This is a genomic window from Candidatus Mycobacterium methanotrophicum (assembly GCF_023515995.1).
GTDB classification, from domain to species: Bacteria; Actinomycetota; Actinomycetes; order Mycobacteriales; family Mycobacteriaceae; genus Mycobacterium; species Mycobacterium methanotrophicum.
Window position 1 is genome coordinate 3,670,333 of record NZ_CP097320.1, and the last position, 16,134, is coordinate 3,686,466.

Below are 16,134 nucleotides of genomic sequence, written 5' to 3' on the forward strand. Positions count from 1 at the left end.
ACCGTCGATGTGTCTTGGGATTCCGGGTCGGATCGTTGAAATCACCGATCCCGCCAACTATTTGGCGAAAGTAGACGTCAGCGGTGTGCAGCGCAGCATCAGTGTGCGGCTGCTGGAAAACGACATGCCCGAGCCCGACGACTGGGTGCTGGTCCATGTCGGGTTCGCGATGGCCAAGATCGACGAGACCGAGGCGTTGCTGACCCTGGCCGCGGTCAAGAAGCTGGGCGAGGCATACACGACCGAAATCGAAGCCTTCGACTCGTCGGCGATTGTCTAAAGGGAGACCACGATGAAATTCGTTGACGAATTCCGCGATCCGGCTGCGGCCCGCAAGCTGCTGGCTGCCATCGAGCACTTGGCGGGAATCGGTCCCGAGCACTTCAAGTTCATGGAGGTGTGCGGCGGGCACACCCACACCATTTATCGGCACGGCATCGAACATCTGCTGCCGCACAACGTCGAACTGGTCCACGGGCCGGGCTGCCCGGTCTGCGTCATTCCGATGGGCCGTATCGACGACGCGATGTGGCTGGCCGGCCAACCCGACGTGATCTTCACCTGTTTCGGTGACATGATGCGGGTCCCCGGGTCGGCCGGCAGCCTGTTGGACGCCAAGGCGCGCGGCGCCGACGTGCGGTTCGTCTACTCGCCGCTCGACGCGCTCAAGGTCGCGATCGACAACCCCGACAAAAGCGTGGTGTTCTTCGCCGTCGGTTTCGAGACCACCGCGCCGTCTACCGCGGTGACGCTGGTGCGCGCACGCGAGCTGCACCTGCGCAATTTCAGCGTGTTCTGCAACCACGTCACGATCGTTCCGCCGATCAAGGCCATCCTGGAATCGCCGGATTTGCGGCTATCCGGCTTCATCGGCCCCGGGCACGTGTCGACGGTGGTGGGCAACCGGCCGTACCGGTTCGTGACTGAGGTGTACCGAAAGCCGTTGGTAGTGGCCGGGTTCGAGCCGCTGGATATTCTGGCGGCGGTCACCATGCTGCTGCGCCAGATCCGCGAAGGCCGATGCGAGGTGGAAAATCAATACAAGCGGGTGGTGCCCGAAAACGGCAACCCGGCGGCGCTGGCGCTCCTCGGCAAAGTGTTCGCGCTGCGTCCGCACTTCGAATGGCGTGGGCTGGGCTTCATCTCGCAGAGCGCGCTGCGGCTGCACGACGACTTCGCCGACTTCGACGCCGAGCTGCGATACGCGATGCCCGGCGTACGGGTCGCCGACCCGAAAGCCTGCCAGTGCGGCGAAGTGCTCAAGGGTGTGCTGAAACCCTGGGAATGCAAGGTTTTCGGCACCGCGTGTACCCCGGAGACCCCAATCGGCACGTGCATGGTGTCACCCGAGGGAGCCTGCGCGGCCTACTACAACTTCGGCCGCATGCACCGCGACGCCGTCAAACTCGTGACCTCCGCCAAACGGACGTGACCATGGCCGCACCCACCGTCGACACCCGAGGAACACAAATGTTCGCCCGCTACGCGTATGCCCCCAACGCGCTGGGCTACTGCGGCCCACCCGATCCAGCGGCACTGACCAGCGGATCGCGAGAGCGCATCGAAGCCATGGCCAAACAATTCTCCGGTGCCTGGCCCTATCTGCAAGTGCTATCGAAGATGACCGGCATCGCCGACCCGCTCGATCACCGACTCGTCGAATCCTACTGGCTCGGCGGCGGCGTCGGCGCCGAGCTGGACGCAACCGAATTCATCGCCGAGTTGCTCGCGATCATCGGCCCACAGGCCGGCCACTACTGGGCGCACCTCAACCCGCAATTGAGGTGCGAGGTGGCCGCCAACCACTGCTTCCACGTGCTCGGGGTCTACCCATGGTCCAGACTCCTCGGCAAGGGCATCGCCGAACAACCAGTAAATGTGCTGGACAACTGCCGAATCACCTGGGGCACAGTACTTTCCCGCGACGGCGACGATGTCGAGGTGTCGTGTCGGCGGCTGATATGGGACGGTCACGCGCTGGCCCTGTCCGAACCGTCGGCGCGCCGGCTCGACGTCTGGGCTGACGGGTATAGCGCAGTGGCCGACGTCGCCGCCGGCGACACAGTCGCGATCCATTGGAGCCGGGTGTGTGGTCGGTTGGGCCCCGAGCAGGCTCGGACGCTGGCCGATGCCACCGCCCGCCAGTTGCGAGTAACCAATCGGAGGCTGGCGCAGGTCTAGCTTGGTGGGCGGGCTGCGTCCCCCTGAACGCCGGCTTCGGTCCAAACCACCGGGACGTCGGGCAGCGAAAAACCCCCGCTCGACAGCGCCTCGACGAACCGCTCGCGGCGAGGACAACGTCGGCCTCGCCCAGCGCGCCGCGCACGGCACGGAAGCCGTTTTCGCGGATGTCGGCAAGCCCCGCGCCACCCAGGGCCGGCAGGTTTTGACGGGTCAGCACCAGCGGGGTCGGCCCCGACAGGTTGTGCGCGGCGATTTCCCACGCCAGCGCGGTCTCGGCCGCGTCGGCCGGTCGCAGCACCGTCAGCCCCGGTATCAGACGCAGCGATTCGACATGCTCGACCGGCTGATGAGTCGGCCCGTCCTGTCCGACGTACACAGAATCATGGGTAAAGATGTAGATGACCGGCTGACGCATCAATGCTGACAGCCGCAGCGCCGGTCGAAGGTAGTCGGCGAAGACCAGGAATGTGCTGCCGAACGGCCGCAGACCGCCGTGCAACGCGATCCCGTTCAGGGCCGCGGCCATCGCGTGTTCACGGATCCCGAAATGGATGGTGCGGCCGGCATAGCTGTCGGTGCTGACATCGCCGCCGGGGATGGCGGTGTTAGTCGATGAGGCCAGGTCGGCGGATCCACCGACCAGCGCCGGGAATGCGCCGGCTAGTGCGCCCAGCGCTGCGCCCGATGCCTGGCGGGTCGCGGCGCGGCTACCGGCCGTCGTGTCGGCGAGCGCCGCCAGCACCCCGAGGTCTTTGGGGGCCGGCGTCCGGTCGAGCGGGAAGTCAACAGCGAGTTGCGGGTGGTCGGCACACCAGGTGGCGTACCCGCGAAGCCAATCCGCCCGTGCGGCAGCACCTTCGGCAGCCACCGCGGCCGTGGCGGACCGGACAGAGGCAGGGACATGGAACGATGTGTCTGGCCAATCGAACCGGACGCGCATCGCCGCAAGCGTGTCGACACCCAGCGGACTGCCGTGCGCCTTCGAGGTGCCTTCCGCCGCCGGTGCGCCGTACCCGATCGTCGTCCGCAGCGTCGATGGTGACGTCATTGTCGTCGAAGATGACCGTCAACCGGCCCAGCCCGAGCCGTCCGGCTAGCGAGGCGGCCTCATGGCTTATCCCCTCCATCAGGTCGCCATCGCTGGCTAACACCCAGGTGCGGTGGTCGACGACGCAGTGATCGCCAGTCGGTCGGTCTCGTCGGTCAGCACTTCCTGATTCGTTGTCGTGCTGGGCGCGATGCTCATCCTTGCTTCATCCCGGCGGTGGCCGCGGCGCGCAGCGCCACGACGCGGTCCGCCATCGTTCCCGGGCCGCTAAATAGCGCCGAGCCGGCACAGAACGCATCCGCACCGGCGCGTGCCGCGTCGCCAATCGTGGCGCAGGCGATCCCACCGTCGACCTCAAGCTCGATTTCCCAACCGCGCCGGTCGATTTCGGCGCGTGCGGCGGCGATCTTGGTTTCCATCGCGGACAGGTACTGCTGGCCACCGAATCCGGGATTGACCGTCATCACCAGCAGGAGATCAACGAGGTGCAGCACGTTCGTGACGGCTTCTAGCGGCGTGGCTGGGTTCAACGCGACACCGGCCTTCGCACCCGAATCGGTGATCGCAGACAGAGTCCGATGCAGGTGCCGGGTCGCCTCGGCGTGAACGATGACCATCTCGCAGCCCGCTTCAACCCACCGCGGCAGCATCGGGTCGGGATCCTCGACCATCAAATGCGCCTCGAAGCCCAGCGTCACTTGCCCGCGATTCGCGGCAATGACATCTGGGCCGAAGGTGAGGTTGGGCACGAACCGGCCATCCATGACATCCCACTGGATCCGGTCGACTCCAGCCTTCTCCAGCTGCTTGACTTGTTGGCCCAATTTTGAAAAGTCCGCTGGCAGGACCGAAGCGACGAGCGTCGGCGTGCGCGTATCCATCCAACCTCCTCAGGGTTACCGGCGACGCTAGGAGCGCCGCTGCTGCCGCGGTTTCCCCCGCGCGGGGGATTGAGCGGGTTAAACCGATGGTAACCCCCAGAGCCGGATGACAGCGCCTATCTTCCGTCGATACGGTGTCGCCATGGTTACGACTGTCACAGGTCCAGTGCGACTTGTTCTGGTCGACGACCACGAGGTGGTCATCGAGGGTCTCAAGGCGATGCTGGCCGGCTTTCAAAGCCGGGTACGTGTCGTCGGTCAGGCCGTGGGGGTCGAGCAAGCGGTAAAGGTAGTCGACAGCCTCGATCCCGACGTGGTGCTGTGCGACGTGCGGATGCAGGCCTCCAGTGGACTCGATCTGTGTTTGACCCTGCGCCAACGCGATCCGCAACGCAAGATCGTGATGCTGTCGGTCTATGACGACGAGCAATACCTCTTTCAAGCGTTGCGCGTTGGCGCGTCAGGCTATCTGCTCAAGAGCATCGGCAGCGACGACCTGGTCCGCCAGCTCGAAGTTGTGCGCAGTGGGACCACAGCGATCGACCCGGGGCTGGCGGCGCGCGGTGTCGACACCGCGGCGCGGCTGCAGCGGGACCGGTTTTGGCCGGGCGCGCGGCATGGTCTGACCCAGCGGGGAAGCGAGATCCTGTCGCATATGGTGCGCGGCCTGTCCAGTCGTCGTATCGCCACGAAGCTCATCATCGGCGACGAGACGGTTAAAAGTCACCTTCGGGCTATCTACCGCAAGCTCGAAGTCGCCGACCGGGCCAGCGCCGTGGCGACTGCGCTGCGAGAAGGTATCGACCAGTGACCTATCCAGCTCTAGCGCGGCTAGCCGACCGAAGTGATCGCCCCGAACGCTTCACCGGGCTAGTGGTGGTCGACGGCGGGCATCCTCGGGTCGCCGACGTGGAAGGCGTGGTCCGCGACGAGGATTGCCCGCACGTCCAGGTCGACACCACCGCACTGGCCAGCACCCCGGCGGCGCGCACGGTCGCTCAAGCAAGCAGGCGATATGTGCAAGGCGACTTCCGGCTGGTGGAGCTGGCCGGCTGGCGAGGCTCCCGCCATTTCACTGTCCAACTGGCGACCGAGATCGTGCTGCGCTCGCACTCTTGGTGATAGAAGTGGCCGCCCTTGGTCAGTGGTTGGCGAGCTCGGCGTTGCGCCGTTGGATGAGCCGCAGAATCATCGGGGTGAAGATGAGTTGCATCGCCAGATCCATCTTGCCGCCCGGGCAGACAATCGTGTTCGCCCGCGACATGAACGAATCGTGCAGCATCGAGAGCAAATACGGGAAATCGATGCCATGTTGGTCGTGGAACCTGATGATCAGCATGGATTCATCGGCGGTTGGAATCGTCCTGGCAATGAAGGGGTTTGAGGTGTCAACCACCGGGACGCGCTGGAAGTTGACGTCGGTCGCGGAGAACTGGCGGCAGATATATTTCACGTAGTCCGGCATGCGGCGCAAGATCGTGTCAGTCACCGCCTCCTCTGTGTATCCACGAACCACCTTGTCGCGGTGCAGTTTCTGAATCCATTCCAGGTTGATCACCGGGACGACGCCGATGCGCAGATCGGCGTGGCGGGCAATGTCGACGGTGTCGGTCACGACGGCGCCATGCAGGCCCTCGTAGAACAGCATGTCGGTGTCCGGCAGCTCTTCCCACGGTGTGAATGTGCCGGGCTTTTGACCGTACGGTTCGGCCTCCACGTCGTCGTGCAGGTATTTGCGGATCTGGCCAGTGCCGGTCTCGCCGTACGTCCGGAACAGCTTTTCGAGTTCCTCGAACAGGTTGGCTTGCGGGCCGAAATGGCTGAAACCATGATCGCCCCGGGCACGGGCATCCGCGATGGCTGTTTTCATCTCGGCGCGGTCATAGCGGTGGAAGCTGTCACCCTCGACATAGGCGACGTTGACACCTTCGCGGCGGAAGATCTCGTCGAAGGTGCGTGTCACCGACGTGGTGCCCGCCCCGGAAGAACCGGTGACTGAGACAATAGGATGCTGACGTGACATGGTCGCTCAACCCGCAGGGGCGCGGAACAGGCCACGGGTTCCATACATTGGCCAGGCGTTCGGTGGGTCGTAAATCTCTTCGTGGTAGCTCTCGATACGCTGGACCTCGTCGCGGGCGCCGAAGACTAGCGGAATGCGCTGGTGCACATCCTCGGGCACGACGTCGAGCATTCGGCCGCGCCCGGTGCTTGCCGCGCCGCCGGCCTGTTCGACCAGGAACGCCACCGGGTTGGCCTCATATAGCAGCCGCAACTTGCCGGGCTTGGCCGGGTCGCGGGAGTCGCGCGGGTAGAGGAACACCCCGCCGCGGGTAAGGATACGGTGGATCTCTGCCACCAGCGAGGCGACCCAGCGCATGTTGAAGTCCTTGTGCCGCGGCCCCGACCGGCCAGCCAGGCATTCGTCCACATAGCGTTGCACCGCCGATTCCCAGAACCGCTGGTTGGATGAGTTGATCGCGAATTCCTTGCCTGCGGGCGGAATCTGGATAGATTCGCGGGTGAGGATGAACTCGCCGAGCCTCGGGTCCAGCGTGAACGCGTGAACGCCGGTTCCCACGGACAGCACCAGCATCGTCGATGGGCCGTAGATCGCGTATCCGGCGCACACCTGTTCCGTGCCAGGTTGCAGGAAATCCTCTCGCTGCGCATCCGTCCCGGGATTGGGCGCCAGCAGGATCGAAAAGATGCTGCCCACCGACATGTTGACGTCGATGTTCGACGAACCGTCCAGCGGGTCGAACACCAGCAGATACTTGCCTTTGGGATACTCGGTCGGCAGCTGATAGGGGTCCGCCAGTTCCTCGGAGACTATGCCGGCCACCTGGCCGCCCCACTCGGTGGCGCGCAAGAAGTACTCGTTGGCCAACACGTCCAGCTTCTGCTGCACCTCGCCCTGCACATTGATGTGCTCGGCCGAGCCCAGCAAACCGCCCAAGGCGCCGACCGCTACCCGATTCGCGATAGCCTTGCAGGCCACCGCCACATTGAGGATCAGTCCATTAAGGTCTCCGGAGGCGCCGGGATGGCGCCGACGCGCTTCGATCAGGAAGTGCACCAGCGTGGTGTGCTCTCTCAGCATGGCTAAAGGATATCCCGGTTCCAGGCAACCGGGCATCCCCCGCCTGGGTGGCCAACCACTGCCATTAGTTGGACCACATCGATCCGAGACAAATCATCACATGAATGATCGCATAAACCGCAATCGAATCCCGCTAACGACACACCCAGAAACAGGCGGCTACCAGGAAAAACGCCAAACTCGTCAGCAGGGAGCCGCCTCTATGTCCAGAGTCCTGGGGCCGGGAATTGCATCTGGCCGCGCGGCCCTGCTCGTGCGGCTACCGGCATTTGTCGTGGGCCTGCAACACGTGCGGCCAATCACGTTTGGCCCGGCGCTCGGCGTCGACTGCGCCATTCTGGACGGCCCGGCGCGGATGCGGTGACGGGCTAGGCCGAGAACGCTCCCGGCGGCCCGACGGTCAGCGGCACCGACGCGAGAATCTGATCGCCGGAACTGACCTGAAACGAATATGACCCATAGGCGTTGAACGTCAGCCCCTGGATGGTGTGGGCGCTCGCTTGGTAGAGGTCGGTGCCCTTCTTCGTGAACACCGTCGGCGCGACCCGCAGTTTCAGTTCGATGCGAAACCCCGCAGGCTGACCGTCCTCGGTCACCAGCGCAAGGGCCACGGGGAGATCCTCGTTGGCCTCGTGCCAGTTGATTTTGAAGACCAGCGCCAGCGCCAGCGTCGGGTGGACGGCGGGGATCTGCGGCGTGATGATCGTGTTCCAGCAGCCGCCATGAACGAAGAGCTTGCCGTCCGCAACGGTCGCCGCGTCGGCCAACATGATTGAACTGACTTTTATGTGTTACATCGTAACACAGCGAGGTGTACACTGGGGGCATGCCATCCGACCCGAACGACCTCGACCCCGAGGATCCGTTCGAACTCGATGAAGGCAACCGCCCCCACCTGTGCGGTCACCCTCCGTATAGCGAGGCTGACCTGCGCGACATCATCTTCGACAGCGACGCGAAGTTCTACCCGACGGGCGAAGGGGAGGAGATAATCGACGGGCGGCGCAGGGCCCAGTGGCTGAATGGTCGGCCAGCCGCCGGGCGAACAGCCGTTGCTCGTGCCGCTCGCGGCCCCGAACAGCGGTGACCCAACCAAGGCCAGGCCGATCAGTATCTATCCCGCAACTGGCCTGACCAAGACGATGTATCTCCGTGATACTGGACAGATCGAATGACCCGCGAGACAAGGTGACGACTATGGCTGCTGCTGACGATGAGGCGTGCGAGTACTACGCCGACCCCAAGAACCAGGTGCCGGCAGGCCCCGGTCGTAGCCGCACGGCCAAGTCGACGCACGTCCCGATCAGGTTCACGCCCGAGATGATCGCCGATGTGAAGCAACTGGCCGAGAAGGACCGCAAGACGGTCAGCACGTGGGTCAGAGACGTGGTCGGTGCCGAAGTGGAGCGCCGACGCCCGCGCTGGCCGCAGAGCGTCGCCTCCAGCACCGGCCAGAACTGGACCATCACTGCGTCGGGTGATCTCACATCGCAGCCCTCGACCGTTGCCACCAAGGATGCCGAACTGGTCTAGGTGTCGTTCGGACACGACAGCCCGTTTTCTATGCCAGCAAAATGGCAGGTGCAGCCGCGGCGTGGCTACAGCCGCTCGGCTAGTCGTCCGAACCCTTCGACGCCAACCGGCGGCACTCGGGGCAGCCGCGGCACCGATTGCCGCCGTCAGTCAGACGGTCCCAAGATCGGGGCGTGCTCAGAGAACCGACCGGAGGCGTGTTTGCAGTTGCTGACAGGTCATTACTCCCATGCGATCAACGCTATCGCGGACACGCCCGAGAATGGGTGAATAAATCTGTGGCTACAGCGGCGGCTGCATCTGGAAGTGGTCTGTTGACCGGCATTCAGGATGAGCATGATGGCGGCGTTGGCGGTGAGGATGTGCGGCTATGAAATGACCCCGCCGGTGGGTGTCCGGCGGGGTCGGTGGTGTTCGGGGGGGTCTGTAAGTTAAACGGTGTAACTCCTGAGGAAGAAGGAGAGCACTGTGACTGATGTGATTATGGACGAGAAGATCGTCGAGCGGCCCGACATGCAGGGCATGGTCCGGCTGGACGACCTCGACGAGCAGCTGATCGGGCAGTTGGTGGATCGGGCCCGTTCGGAAGGGCTGCGGCTGACCGGCGAGGACGGCCTGCTGGCTCAGTTGACCAAGCGGATCATCGAGTCCGCGGCCGAGGGCGAGATGGACGTCCATCTGGGCTACGCCAAGCACGACCCGGCCGGCCGCGACGGCGGAAACTCCCGCAACGGAGCGCGCGCCAAAACGGTGCTCACCGACATTGGGCCGGTGGAGGTCGCGATGCCACGCGACCGCGACGGCACGTTCGAGCCGCAGATCGTGCGCAAGCGGCAACGCCGGCTGTCCGGGATCGATGGACTGGGGGTGCCCGTAAGAATCGTGTCACCAGCCGCAAACGAGCATTCGTGATGTGAGTGGGTGGTTTGCGGTGTAGCTTCCGCGCGTGATGAGGGAGTTGGATCAGGACGAGCTGATCGACCGTTGGACGCTTGTTGGCGATGAGCTGGAGTTGGTTTCGGGCAAGCGGGGTGCGACCCGGTTGGGGTTTGCTCTGTTGCTGCGGTTCTACGTCGAGTGCGGTCGGTTCCCGCATGGGCGGGGTGAGATCCCGGATGCCGCTGTCGAGTACGTCGCCCGCCAGGTGGGTGTGACGCCCACCGACATCGCGTTCTACGAGTGGTCGGGGCGCAAACCACCGGTCAGCTCGCCGTGTTCTGGGCAACGCCCGCGTTTCAGCGCAGTTTGCGGCCCTGGCCGTCGTTAACTGATTTGTTAAATATCCGGACGGCGTCGATGATCGCCCAAATGATCACACCGACCAACAGGAGACCGACCAGCCCTGAGGCGTTGTCGGAAGATGCGGTCACTTGCGCGAGCACGATGCCGAGGACGGTCAGACCTAGCTGGCAACCTCCGATGGCCTTGGAGCCAATGTAGAAACGGCCGGCGCCAAACATGCCGAGGAATAACTGGAACAATCCGGCAGTCGCGGCTTTTTTGTCGGACAGTGGTTTACCCGTGACTTGATCGCGTCCGTACGGTGCCTCGGAGTCAACGCCCCAGCCCGCGCCGGAGTGCTGATCCGGCTGACCGGGGTAGCTCGGATATCCCTGCGGCGGTGGCGGGTAGGGGTGATCCGGCTGACCGGAATAGGTCGGATACCCCTGCGGCGGTGGCGGTACGGGGTTTGGTTGTTCTTGGCCGCCCGGGTAGGGCCACTGTTCTTGGCCGCCCGGGTAGGGCCACCGTGAGTCGGAGAAAGCTTTCGGGTTTATTTTCCGGCGTGGTGGCGACATTAGGCGGTGGTTGCGGCGGCTCGTCGGTCGCTTGTGTCCATTGGTGTCCGTCCCAATATCGACGAAACGCTCCGCCGCCAGGGTCGCGATACCAACCAGCCGATGGTGGACCCACTGGTGGTTGGTGCTGGTTTGGAGGCATGATGCTGTTCATCTCCTTTCCGCTGGCATGTTTCCGTGGTGGTCTGCTTACGACCTTGGTGTCATAAATGCCAGTGCCAGGGATGCGGACAGTTCGCCGAACCTTGCCGTCCGCGCCCTTACTGATACGGAATAGTCCAGCCCCAAAGCTTGTCGAGATTCCACGCTGACTGACGGTAAACCGAAAGGGGCCGAGTTTCTTTTGCTTGCGATATTGGACCATCAGCTGAGCCTACAAGTACAGTTTCACGCCACGCCGCCGTGGCCGTGACAGGTGGAATCGCCATCGAGGGTTTCACTGAACGTGTAGCAGCCGTCCGCGCATTTAGCGGTGGCACCCGGAGGTGGCGAGGGCACGCCACATACTGGGCGGTGAACGCAGTCGCCGGAGGCGGCTTTGTAATAGCCCTTAGAGCATTGCATCACAGCGTTGGCCGGCGATGTCGACCCGATTACGGCGGAAGCGATCGCGACCGCGACGAGGGTTGCAACACGGAGAAGCATCGCGCCCGACCTCCTTGTGTGACGTTGCCGAACGGATGGCAGCGTAAGGCGGAGGCGGGCTTGATCACTGGCGATTGACGAAGTACCCACCGACGCGTGGCGTAAGCGTCAAAACCTGGCGGGATCGCCGAGGTAATCGTGACAGTCGATCGTTGTGAACGCGTCGATCCAGGCGATGTCTGTGTCCGCGCCAACCCGCCAACTCGCGCCGTCTCGGGTGACCCAGTTCATTTTGCTCGCAGTTTCAATGGGTTTGCGCAGCTGGCGCGCGGTCGATCGTGCGGTAGACGGTGGGGCGGGAGATTTTGAACAGCTCGGAAAGGTCGGTGATGGTGTAGTTGCCGGTGTCGTGCATCCGGCGCAGCTCCTTCTGTTGTTTGGCGGTGAGTTTGGGTCGGCGGCCTTTGAGCCGGCCCTTGGCGCGGGCGATGGCCATTCCTTCCCGGGTGCGGGCGCGCAGCAGGTCGACTTCGAATTCGGCGAAGGTGGCCAAGATGTTGAAAAACATCTTGCCGATCGGGTCGGTGGGGTCATAGACCTGTCCGCCGAGGGAGAGTTTGATGCCGCGGGCGGCCAGGTCGTCGCCGATGGCGCCGGCGTCGGGCACCGAGCGGGCGAGCCGGTCGAGTTTGGGCACCACCAGGTGTCACCTTCGCGGACCGCGGCCAGGGCCTGATCCAGGCCGGGGCGGGCTCGGCTGGCGCCGGTGTAGCCGTGATCCAGGTAGATCCGGGCTTCGGTGACGCCGAGTTCACCCAACCGTTGCCGCTGTGCGGTGAGGTCCTGGGCGTCAGTGGAGCATCGGGCGTAGCCGATGAGTGCGCCGGAGGCCACCCGGACAGTGTAACGGATAGCCACCCTTCAATGAGAATGATTTCGGACCAGGTATCTGAGAATGCCCTGGTCACATGTCGCTCCTGGTCGTGAGTTGTCCGCGGCTCGGATAGCGCCGGTGACGGGGTGTCCGCTTAGCGATCCCTAATCGGTCGGTGATCCACTCAGCGCAAGTCGGGTGTTCATGTCAAGTTTGACCTCGCCGTACGGGAGCACGTGTGACCAGAAAAGCGGTGTCAGGCCGCGCTCGTCCTCGGCGGTGAGTACGCCGTTCCAGTCCGGATCGGCCAAGACGTCTTGGATCATGAGGACGTTGACGAAGACCATCGCCGCTTGGCAGATCCGCAGGCACAGCACGCTCATCTCCTGTTCGTCGCGTCGGTTGGACGCGAGTTCGGCGTTTTTGCCGTAGAAGATGATCGAGTTGGCGCGGTTCCACGATTCGGCCACGTTGAGCCCGTCGTTGATCTCACGTTGCAGCCCACGCGAGCGCAGGTAGCGGGCCAAAAACACCGTCTTTTGTGCCCGGCCCAGCTCGATCATCGCCTGATAGGTGGGGTGTGCGGCGTTGGCCTTCATAAACCGCCGCAGGATCGCCTCGGTGGAGGCGGTGCCGGTGCGGATCGCGGTGGCGTACTTGAGCATCTGGTCGTATTGCTCGGCGATTTTCGTCCAGTTGATCGGGCGGGTCAGCGCCGGTTTGAGCCCTGGCCACAAGTCCGGCTCCCCGGTGGCGGGCCGGTAGAGCTTCACCTTGTTGATGCGCTTGATCCGGGGCAGCAGATCGAATCCGAGCAGTTTGGTGATGCCGAACCCGATCTCGGATTGGCCGTGAGTGTCCACGTAGTTGGCTTCCACCGCCATCTCGGTGCCGTGGTGGATCGCGCCGTCGACCATGGCATGCACTTCGGAGGCCGAGCAGTTGAGCAGCTGGGAGTGGATGACCACCGAGCCCTTCTCCACGCTCCAGTAGATGAGCACGCCGCGGCGACCGTAGCGGGAGTGGTACTCGGTGAAGATGTTCTGGTCGAACGCCCCGAAATGGGTGGAATCCGATGCGATCGCCGTCGACGACTCGCCCCAGATCGTCGTGCGGCGGGCGGCGAAGGTGGCGTTGGCGATCTCGATCGCGATCCGCCGCGCCGCCTCGACGGTCAGGTAGCGGCGGCGGGTGTAGCGGATCTCGTCCTCATCGTGACCGTGGGCCCCGCCGGCGACCGCGCGGATGCCGGTGTTGGTGCCGTAGGCATAGATCGCCAGCAGCAGCCGTTCGGCCAGCACATGCTCGGGCAGGGTGCCGCGGTCGGCGACCGAGGTGACCGCCCGGAGACAGCCGGTGCGCAGCACCGTCTCCTTGAGGATGTCGATCAATGGCACCGCACCCCAGCGCGTCCGGATCTCGGTTTTCAGCCGGCGCAGGTTGCGGGGCTCTGCCGCCGCAGGCAGCGGTGTCAACTTGATCGCACCCTGACGGCGATCGGCGACCTGCAGCCAACCGCACTCAGGGAGCGCGGCGTGCAGCGCGTCGAGCTCGGTGTGCATCTGCTTACGCAGCTCGTCGATGAACTCACTCGGGTCCAACGGTTTACGCAGCGCCTGGTAGTGCTCGATACGGTTTTCCTCGAAGTCGAGCGGCAAATCTTGGGCGGGGTTGCGCCACTTGTCGGCACCTGACACCCAAATCTCCTTGCACCGCAGCTGATCTCGCAGCACCTGAAACGTGCAGATCTCATAGACCATCCGCACCACCCGCCGCTGCCCACGCTTGTCGGTGTGATGAAGCAACTGCGCCCAGTCACCCGAGAGGCCCCGGTGCACCGGTGCCGGTTCGTCGCGCGGGTAGTAGCGCAGGTTCCCGGCGCTGGCGTAGCGGCCGATCAGCTCCAACGCGTCGAGCACCGGCCGGTGCGCAGTGTTGTTGGAGCAAAACTCCAACACCGACAGCAGCTTGATCAACCCCGCCCGGTAGTGATTGGTATACGAGGCGCGCAGGGTGGCCTTCACGGTGCGCTGATACGTTGGACCCGATGCCTTGAACTCGGTCACCAGGTCACGCAGTACGGCCGGCGGCGCGACCGGATACACGGTGTCGCGGACCAGCTTGTCGCCGGCGTCGACGGTGGCCTCGGCGACCCGGAACAGCAGATTCTCCTTGCCGGTGACCCGCTTGAACTCCTTGATCAACTCGTTGGTGACCCGCACCTCGGCGCGGGCGTTGATCCGGTGCACAGTCGAGCACAGCAACTCCACCAGGGTGTCGGTGATCTCGCGGCGCCGGCAAAACAGCAGCGCGGCCAACAAGGTCAGCTTCACCGGCAAAGGGTGCTCACGCAGGTGAGACGGCGACTCCACCGCCGCCCGACCCCGCCAGCCGGCCACGATCTTGGGCGCCACATCGGCGAAAACATCCGCGTTCACTCCGACCTCACGCACCGCCTCCAGTTTGGCGATCTCAGTCAGCATCGTGTTGAGGCTGACGTTGCTCGGATCGGAACGGATCGCGGCCAATACCGCCGCACCATCTTCGATTTCCCCGTCCTCGTCACCATCGGGCTCGATCAGCGCGAGCAGTCGCTGCCGCTGCGGCTCGGCCAGCCGCGACGCCACCCGGTCGAACAAAACGTCCTCACCGCGGCTTAACGCCGACCGCACGATCCGATCGACTCGCCTGGCAGTCGGTGGCTCCACCCGCCGCCGGCGACACTCGTCCAGCAGGTGCTCACGTACCCGATCGGTGCTGCGCTCGACTTGAGTGACGTGCTCGACCAGCCAGCTGGTCAACGCCTCAGCGTCACCAACCGTGCACTCCCGGAAGCCCAGCGCCTGGCGGATCTGGGTCCGATGAAACTTGCTGCTTCGGCCCGCCCACTCGTAAAACGCGATCTCGGTCGGCTCCACTCCAACCTGGCGAGCCACATAATCAACGGCGGCATCGGGAATCTCTGAACGGCCGCGCGGAAAGCAGCCCCGTTCGGCATAGAACCGCAGCAGCACCGCAAAGCCCAGCTTCGTTGGCCCGCGCTTACCCACCACCAGCGGCAACTCATCACCGACGAGCGTCCAGCAGTCGATCAGCTCATCCCGGTCAACCTCGCGAGCCACCCCGCAGAAGCTACAGCCACAGGCCACGCGCCACGCCCGAAACGCCGTTTGTACCTGGTGACACGATCCTTACCGGCGCCCCGACTGGTGATCTCGTTGTCGGCCAAGGGATTGACCCATGGCAAGATCTGCGCGCACCTGGCCGAGGTGTACGGCGCGCAGGTGTCCAAGCAGATGATCTCCACGATCACCGACCGGGTGATCGAGGGCATGAGCGAGTGGTGCAACCGGCCGCTGGATGCGGTGTATCCGGTGGTGTTCATCGACGCCATCAATGTCAAGATCCGAGAGGGCAACGTCGCGAACAGGCCGATCTACGTCGCGCTGGGTGTCACTGTGGACGGCACCCGCGACGTGCTGGGGCCGTGGGCCGGCGAACACGGCGACGGGGAGGGATAGTCGAAGTATTGGCTGCGGGTGTTGTCGGAGATCAAAAACAGGGGCGCCCAGGACATCTGCATCGTGGTGTGCGACGGCCTGAAGGGGCTGCCCGACGCCATCGCCAACGTGTGGCCGGCCGCGATCACCCAGACCTGCGTCATTCACCTGCTGCGCAACAGCTTTCGCTACGCGTCGAAGAGAGACTGGGCGGCGATCGCCAAAGATCTCAAGCCGGTGTACACCGCGGCCAGCGAGGCTGCGGCGCTGGACGCGTTCGTCGCGTTCAGCGAGAAATGGGAGAAGCGCTACCCGGCGATCATCAAGCTGTGGGACAACGCGTGGGCCGAGTTCGTCCCATTCCTCGCCTTCGACACCGAGATCAGGACAGTCATCTGCACGACCAACAGCATCGAAAGCCTCAACTCCCGCATCCGCAGGGCGGTCAACGCCCGCGGTCACTTCCCGGCCGAGCAGGCCGCGCTCAAGTGCGTCTACCTGGCGATCATGAGCCTCGATCCAACTGGCAAGGGCCGGCAACGCTGGATGAATCGATGGAAGGCACCGCTCAACGCGTTCGAGCTGGCCTTCCCGGGACGACTAAGCCCAGGCCGAAAGTAACACCAC

General features: G+C 64.2%; 14 protein-coding genes and 7 pseudogenes. 10 read left to right on the top strand and 11 right to left on the bottom strand.

Going from position 1 to position 16,134, the window contains the following annotated elements; all coding sequences use genetic code 11:
- The first annotated feature begins 7 nt into the window (after nt 1–7).
- Genes M5I08_RS19105 through M5I08_RS19115 form a run of 3 tightly spaced genes read left to right on the top strand, consistent with a single transcriptional unit; the run spans nt 8 to nt 2,181 of the window.
- A complete protein-coding gene (locus tag M5I08_RS19105; RefSeq protein ID WP_219065512.1) occupies nt 8–280 on the top strand; it encodes a HypC/HybG/HupF family hydrogenase formation chaperone in 273 nt (90 codons plus the stop codon).
- A gap of 12 nt (nt 281–292) precedes the next feature.
- Entirely contained in the window at nt 293–1,432 is a 1,140-nt protein-coding gene (gene hypD, locus M5I08_RS19110) for a hydrogenase formation protein HypD (RefSeq protein ID WP_219065513.1), read from the top strand.
- A gap of 2 nt (nt 1,433–1,434) precedes the next feature.
- On the top strand, nt 1,435–2,181 hold the full coding sequence (locus tag M5I08_RS19115) for a DUF6390 family protein (protein WP_219065514.1): 747 nt from the start codon (nt 1,435–1,437) through the stop codon (nt 2,179–2,181).
- Nucleotides 2,182–2,437: 256 nt separating this feature from the next.
- On the opposite strand, the pseudogene M5I08_RS19120 reads toward M5I08_RS19115, so the two are convergent.
- The 3 genes and pseudogenes from M5I08_RS19120 to rpe all read right to left on the bottom strand — a co-directional run.
- A pseudogene (locus M5I08_RS19120) lies at nt 2,438–3,232 on the bottom strand (thiamine pyrophosphate-binding protein); the annotation flags it as partial.
- Between the two features lie 34 nt (nt 3,233–3,266).
- Nucleotides 3,267–3,311 (bottom strand): annotated as a pseudogene (locus M5I08_RS19125) (hypothetical protein); the annotation flags it as partial.
- A gap of 115 nt (nt 3,312–3,426) precedes the next feature.
- Nucleotides 3,427–4,113, bottom strand: coding sequence for a ribulose-phosphate 3-epimerase (gene rpe / locus M5I08_RS19130; protein ID WP_219065516.1), 687 nt, complete (start codon nt 4,111–4,113; stop codon nt 3,427–3,429).
- 142 nt (nt 4,114–4,255) lie between these two features.
- On the opposite strand from rpe, the gene M5I08_RS19135 reads away from it, so the two are divergent.
- Nucleotides 4,256–4,924: a response regulator gene (locus tag M5I08_RS19135; RefSeq protein ID WP_219065517.1), complete on the top strand. Its 669-nt coding sequence runs from the start codon at nt 4,256–4,258 to the stop codon at nt 4,922–4,924.
- Between the two features lie 38 nt (nt 4,925–4,962).
- A pseudogene (locus M5I08_RS19140) lies at nt 4,963–5,235 on the top strand (alpha/beta hydrolase); the annotation flags it as partial.
- A gap of 19 nt (nt 5,236–5,254) precedes the next feature.
- Here M5I08_RS19140 and M5I08_RS19145 read toward each other — a convergent pair.
- The 3 genes from M5I08_RS19145 to M5I08_RS19155 form a co-directional block, all read right to left on the bottom strand.
- Nucleotides 5,255–6,076 carry a phosphoribulokinase gene (locus M5I08_RS19145; protein WP_249762903.1) on the bottom strand — a complete coding sequence of 274 codons (822 nt, stop codon included), beginning with the start codon at nt 6,074–6,076 and terminating at the stop codon, nt 5,255–5,257.
- Between the two features lie 66 nt (nt 6,077–6,142).
- Nucleotides 6,143–7,216 carry a class 1 fructose-bisphosphatase gene (locus tag M5I08_RS19150; protein ID WP_219065520.1) on the bottom strand — a complete coding sequence of 358 codons (1,074 nt, stop codon included), beginning with the start codon at nt 7,214–7,216 and terminating at the stop codon, nt 6,143–6,145.
- Between the two features lie 368 nt (nt 7,217–7,584).
- Entirely contained in the window at nt 7,585–7,986 is a 402-nt protein-coding gene (locus M5I08_RS19155; protein WP_249762904.1) for a DUF6941 family protein, read from the bottom strand.
- 56 nt (nt 7,987–8,042) lie between these two features.
- Between M5I08_RS19155 and M5I08_RS19160 the strand changes: the two genes are divergently transcribed.
- The 4 genes and pseudogenes from M5I08_RS19160 (at nt 8,043) to M5I08_RS19175 (ending at nt 10,016) form a co-directional block, all read left to right on the top strand.
- The gene (locus M5I08_RS19160; RefSeq protein ID WP_219065522.1) at nt 8,043–8,303 is read left to right on the top strand and encodes a hypothetical protein; all 261 of its coding nucleotides are present in this window, start codon (nt 8,043–8,045) and stop codon (nt 8,301–8,303) included.
- A 110-nt stretch (nt 8,304–8,413) separates the two neighbouring features.
- Complete coding sequence (locus M5I08_RS19165; protein WP_219065523.1) at nt 8,414–8,749, top strand: YlcI/YnfO family protein; 336 nt, start codon at nt 8,414–8,416, stop codon at nt 8,747–8,749.
- A 513-nt stretch (nt 8,750–9,262) separates the two neighbouring features.
- Nucleotides 9,263–9,607: pseudogene (locus M5I08_RS19170) on the top strand (transposase); the annotation flags it as partial.
- A gap of 91 nt (nt 9,608–9,698) precedes the next feature.
- Nucleotides 9,699–10,016, top strand: a complete 318-nt coding sequence (locus M5I08_RS19175; protein ID WP_219065524.1) for a DUF4158 domain-containing protein — start codon at nt 9,699–9,701, stop codon at nt 10,014–10,016.
- Here M5I08_RS19175 and M5I08_RS19180 read toward each other — a convergent pair.
- From M5I08_RS19180 to M5I08_RS19195, 5 genes and pseudogenes are all read right to left on the bottom strand, one after another.
- The gene (locus M5I08_RS19180; RefSeq protein ID WP_219065525.1) at nt 9,985–10,548 is read right to left on the bottom strand and encodes a TM2 domain-containing protein; all 564 of its coding nucleotides are present in this window, start codon (nt 10,546–10,548) and stop codon (nt 9,985–9,987) included. The genes M5I08_RS19175 and M5I08_RS19180 overlap by 32 nt on opposite strands.
- A gap of 46 nt (nt 10,549–10,594) precedes the next feature.
- A pseudogene (locus M5I08_RS27010) lies at nt 10,595–10,912 on the bottom strand (DUF4236 domain-containing protein); the annotation flags it as partial.
- A gap of 23 nt (nt 10,913–10,935) precedes the next feature.
- Nucleotides 10,936–11,193, bottom strand: coding sequence for a DUF3761 domain-containing protein (locus M5I08_RS19185; RefSeq protein ID WP_219065526.1), 258 nt, complete (start codon nt 11,191–11,193; stop codon nt 10,936–10,938).
- A gap of 244 nt (nt 11,194–11,437) precedes the next feature.
- A pseudogene (locus M5I08_RS19190) lies at nt 11,438–12,009 on the bottom strand (recombinase family protein).
- 162 nt (nt 12,010–12,171) lie between these two features.
- The gene (locus M5I08_RS19195) at nt 12,172–15,129 is read right to left on the bottom strand and encodes a Tn3 family transposase (protein WP_219065527.1); all 2,958 of its coding nucleotides are present in this window, start codon (nt 15,127–15,129) and stop codon (nt 12,172–12,174) included.
- 84 nt (nt 15,130–15,213) lie between these two features.
- On the opposite strand from M5I08_RS19195, the pseudogene M5I08_RS19200 reads away from it, so the two are divergent.
- Nucleotides 15,214–16,128 (top strand): annotated as a pseudogene (locus tag M5I08_RS19200) (IS256 family transposase); the annotation flags it as partial.
- Nucleotides 16,129–16,134 lie beyond the last annotated feature (6 nt).

Bases quoted from the DNA above. Each gene is read 5' to 3' on its own strand.
- rpe (WP_219065516.1), bottom strand. From the start codon at position 4,113: ATGGATACGCGCACGCCGACGCTCGTCGCTTCGGTCCTGCCAGCGGAC.
- M5I08_RS19135 (WP_219065517.1), top strand. From the start codon at position 4,256: ATGGTTACGACTGTCACAGGTCCAGTGCGACTTGTTCTGGTCGACGAC.
- M5I08_RS19115 (WP_219065514.1), top strand. From the start codon at position 1,435: ATGGCCGCACCCACCGTCGACACCCGAGGAACACAAATGTTCGCCCGC.
- M5I08_RS19155 (WP_249762904.1), bottom strand. From the start codon at position 7,986: ATGTTGGCCGACGCGGCGACCGTTGCGGACGGCAAGCTCTTCGTTCAT.
- M5I08_RS19185 (WP_219065526.1), bottom strand. From the start codon at position 11,193: ATGCTTCTCCGTGTTGCAACCCTCGTCGCGGTCGCGATCGCTTCCGCC.
- M5I08_RS19175 (WP_219065524.1), top strand. From the start codon at position 9,699: ATGAGGGAGTTGGATCAGGACGAGCTGATCGACCGTTGGACGCTTGTT.
- M5I08_RS19180 (WP_219065525.1), bottom strand. From the start codon at position 10,548: ATGTCGCCACCACGCCGGAAAATAAACCCGAAAGCTTTCTCCGACTCA.
- M5I08_RS19160 (WP_219065522.1), top strand. From the start codon at position 8,043: ATGCCATCCGACCCGAACGACCTCGACCCCGAGGATCCGTTCGAACTC.
- M5I08_RS19165 (WP_219065523.1), top strand. From the start codon at position 8,414: ATGGCTGCTGCTGACGATGAGGCGTGCGAGTACTACGCCGACCCCAAG.
- hypD (WP_219065513.1), top strand. From the start codon at position 293: ATGAAATTCGTTGACGAATTCCGCGATCCGGCTGCGGCCCGCAAGCTG.
- M5I08_RS19150 (WP_219065520.1), bottom strand. From the start codon at position 7,216: ATGCTGAGAGAGCACACCACGCTGGTGCACTTCCTGATCGAAGCGCGT.
- M5I08_RS19105 (WP_219065512.1), top strand. From the start codon at position 8: ATGTGTCTTGGGATTCCGGGTCGGATCGTTGAAATCACCGATCCCGCC.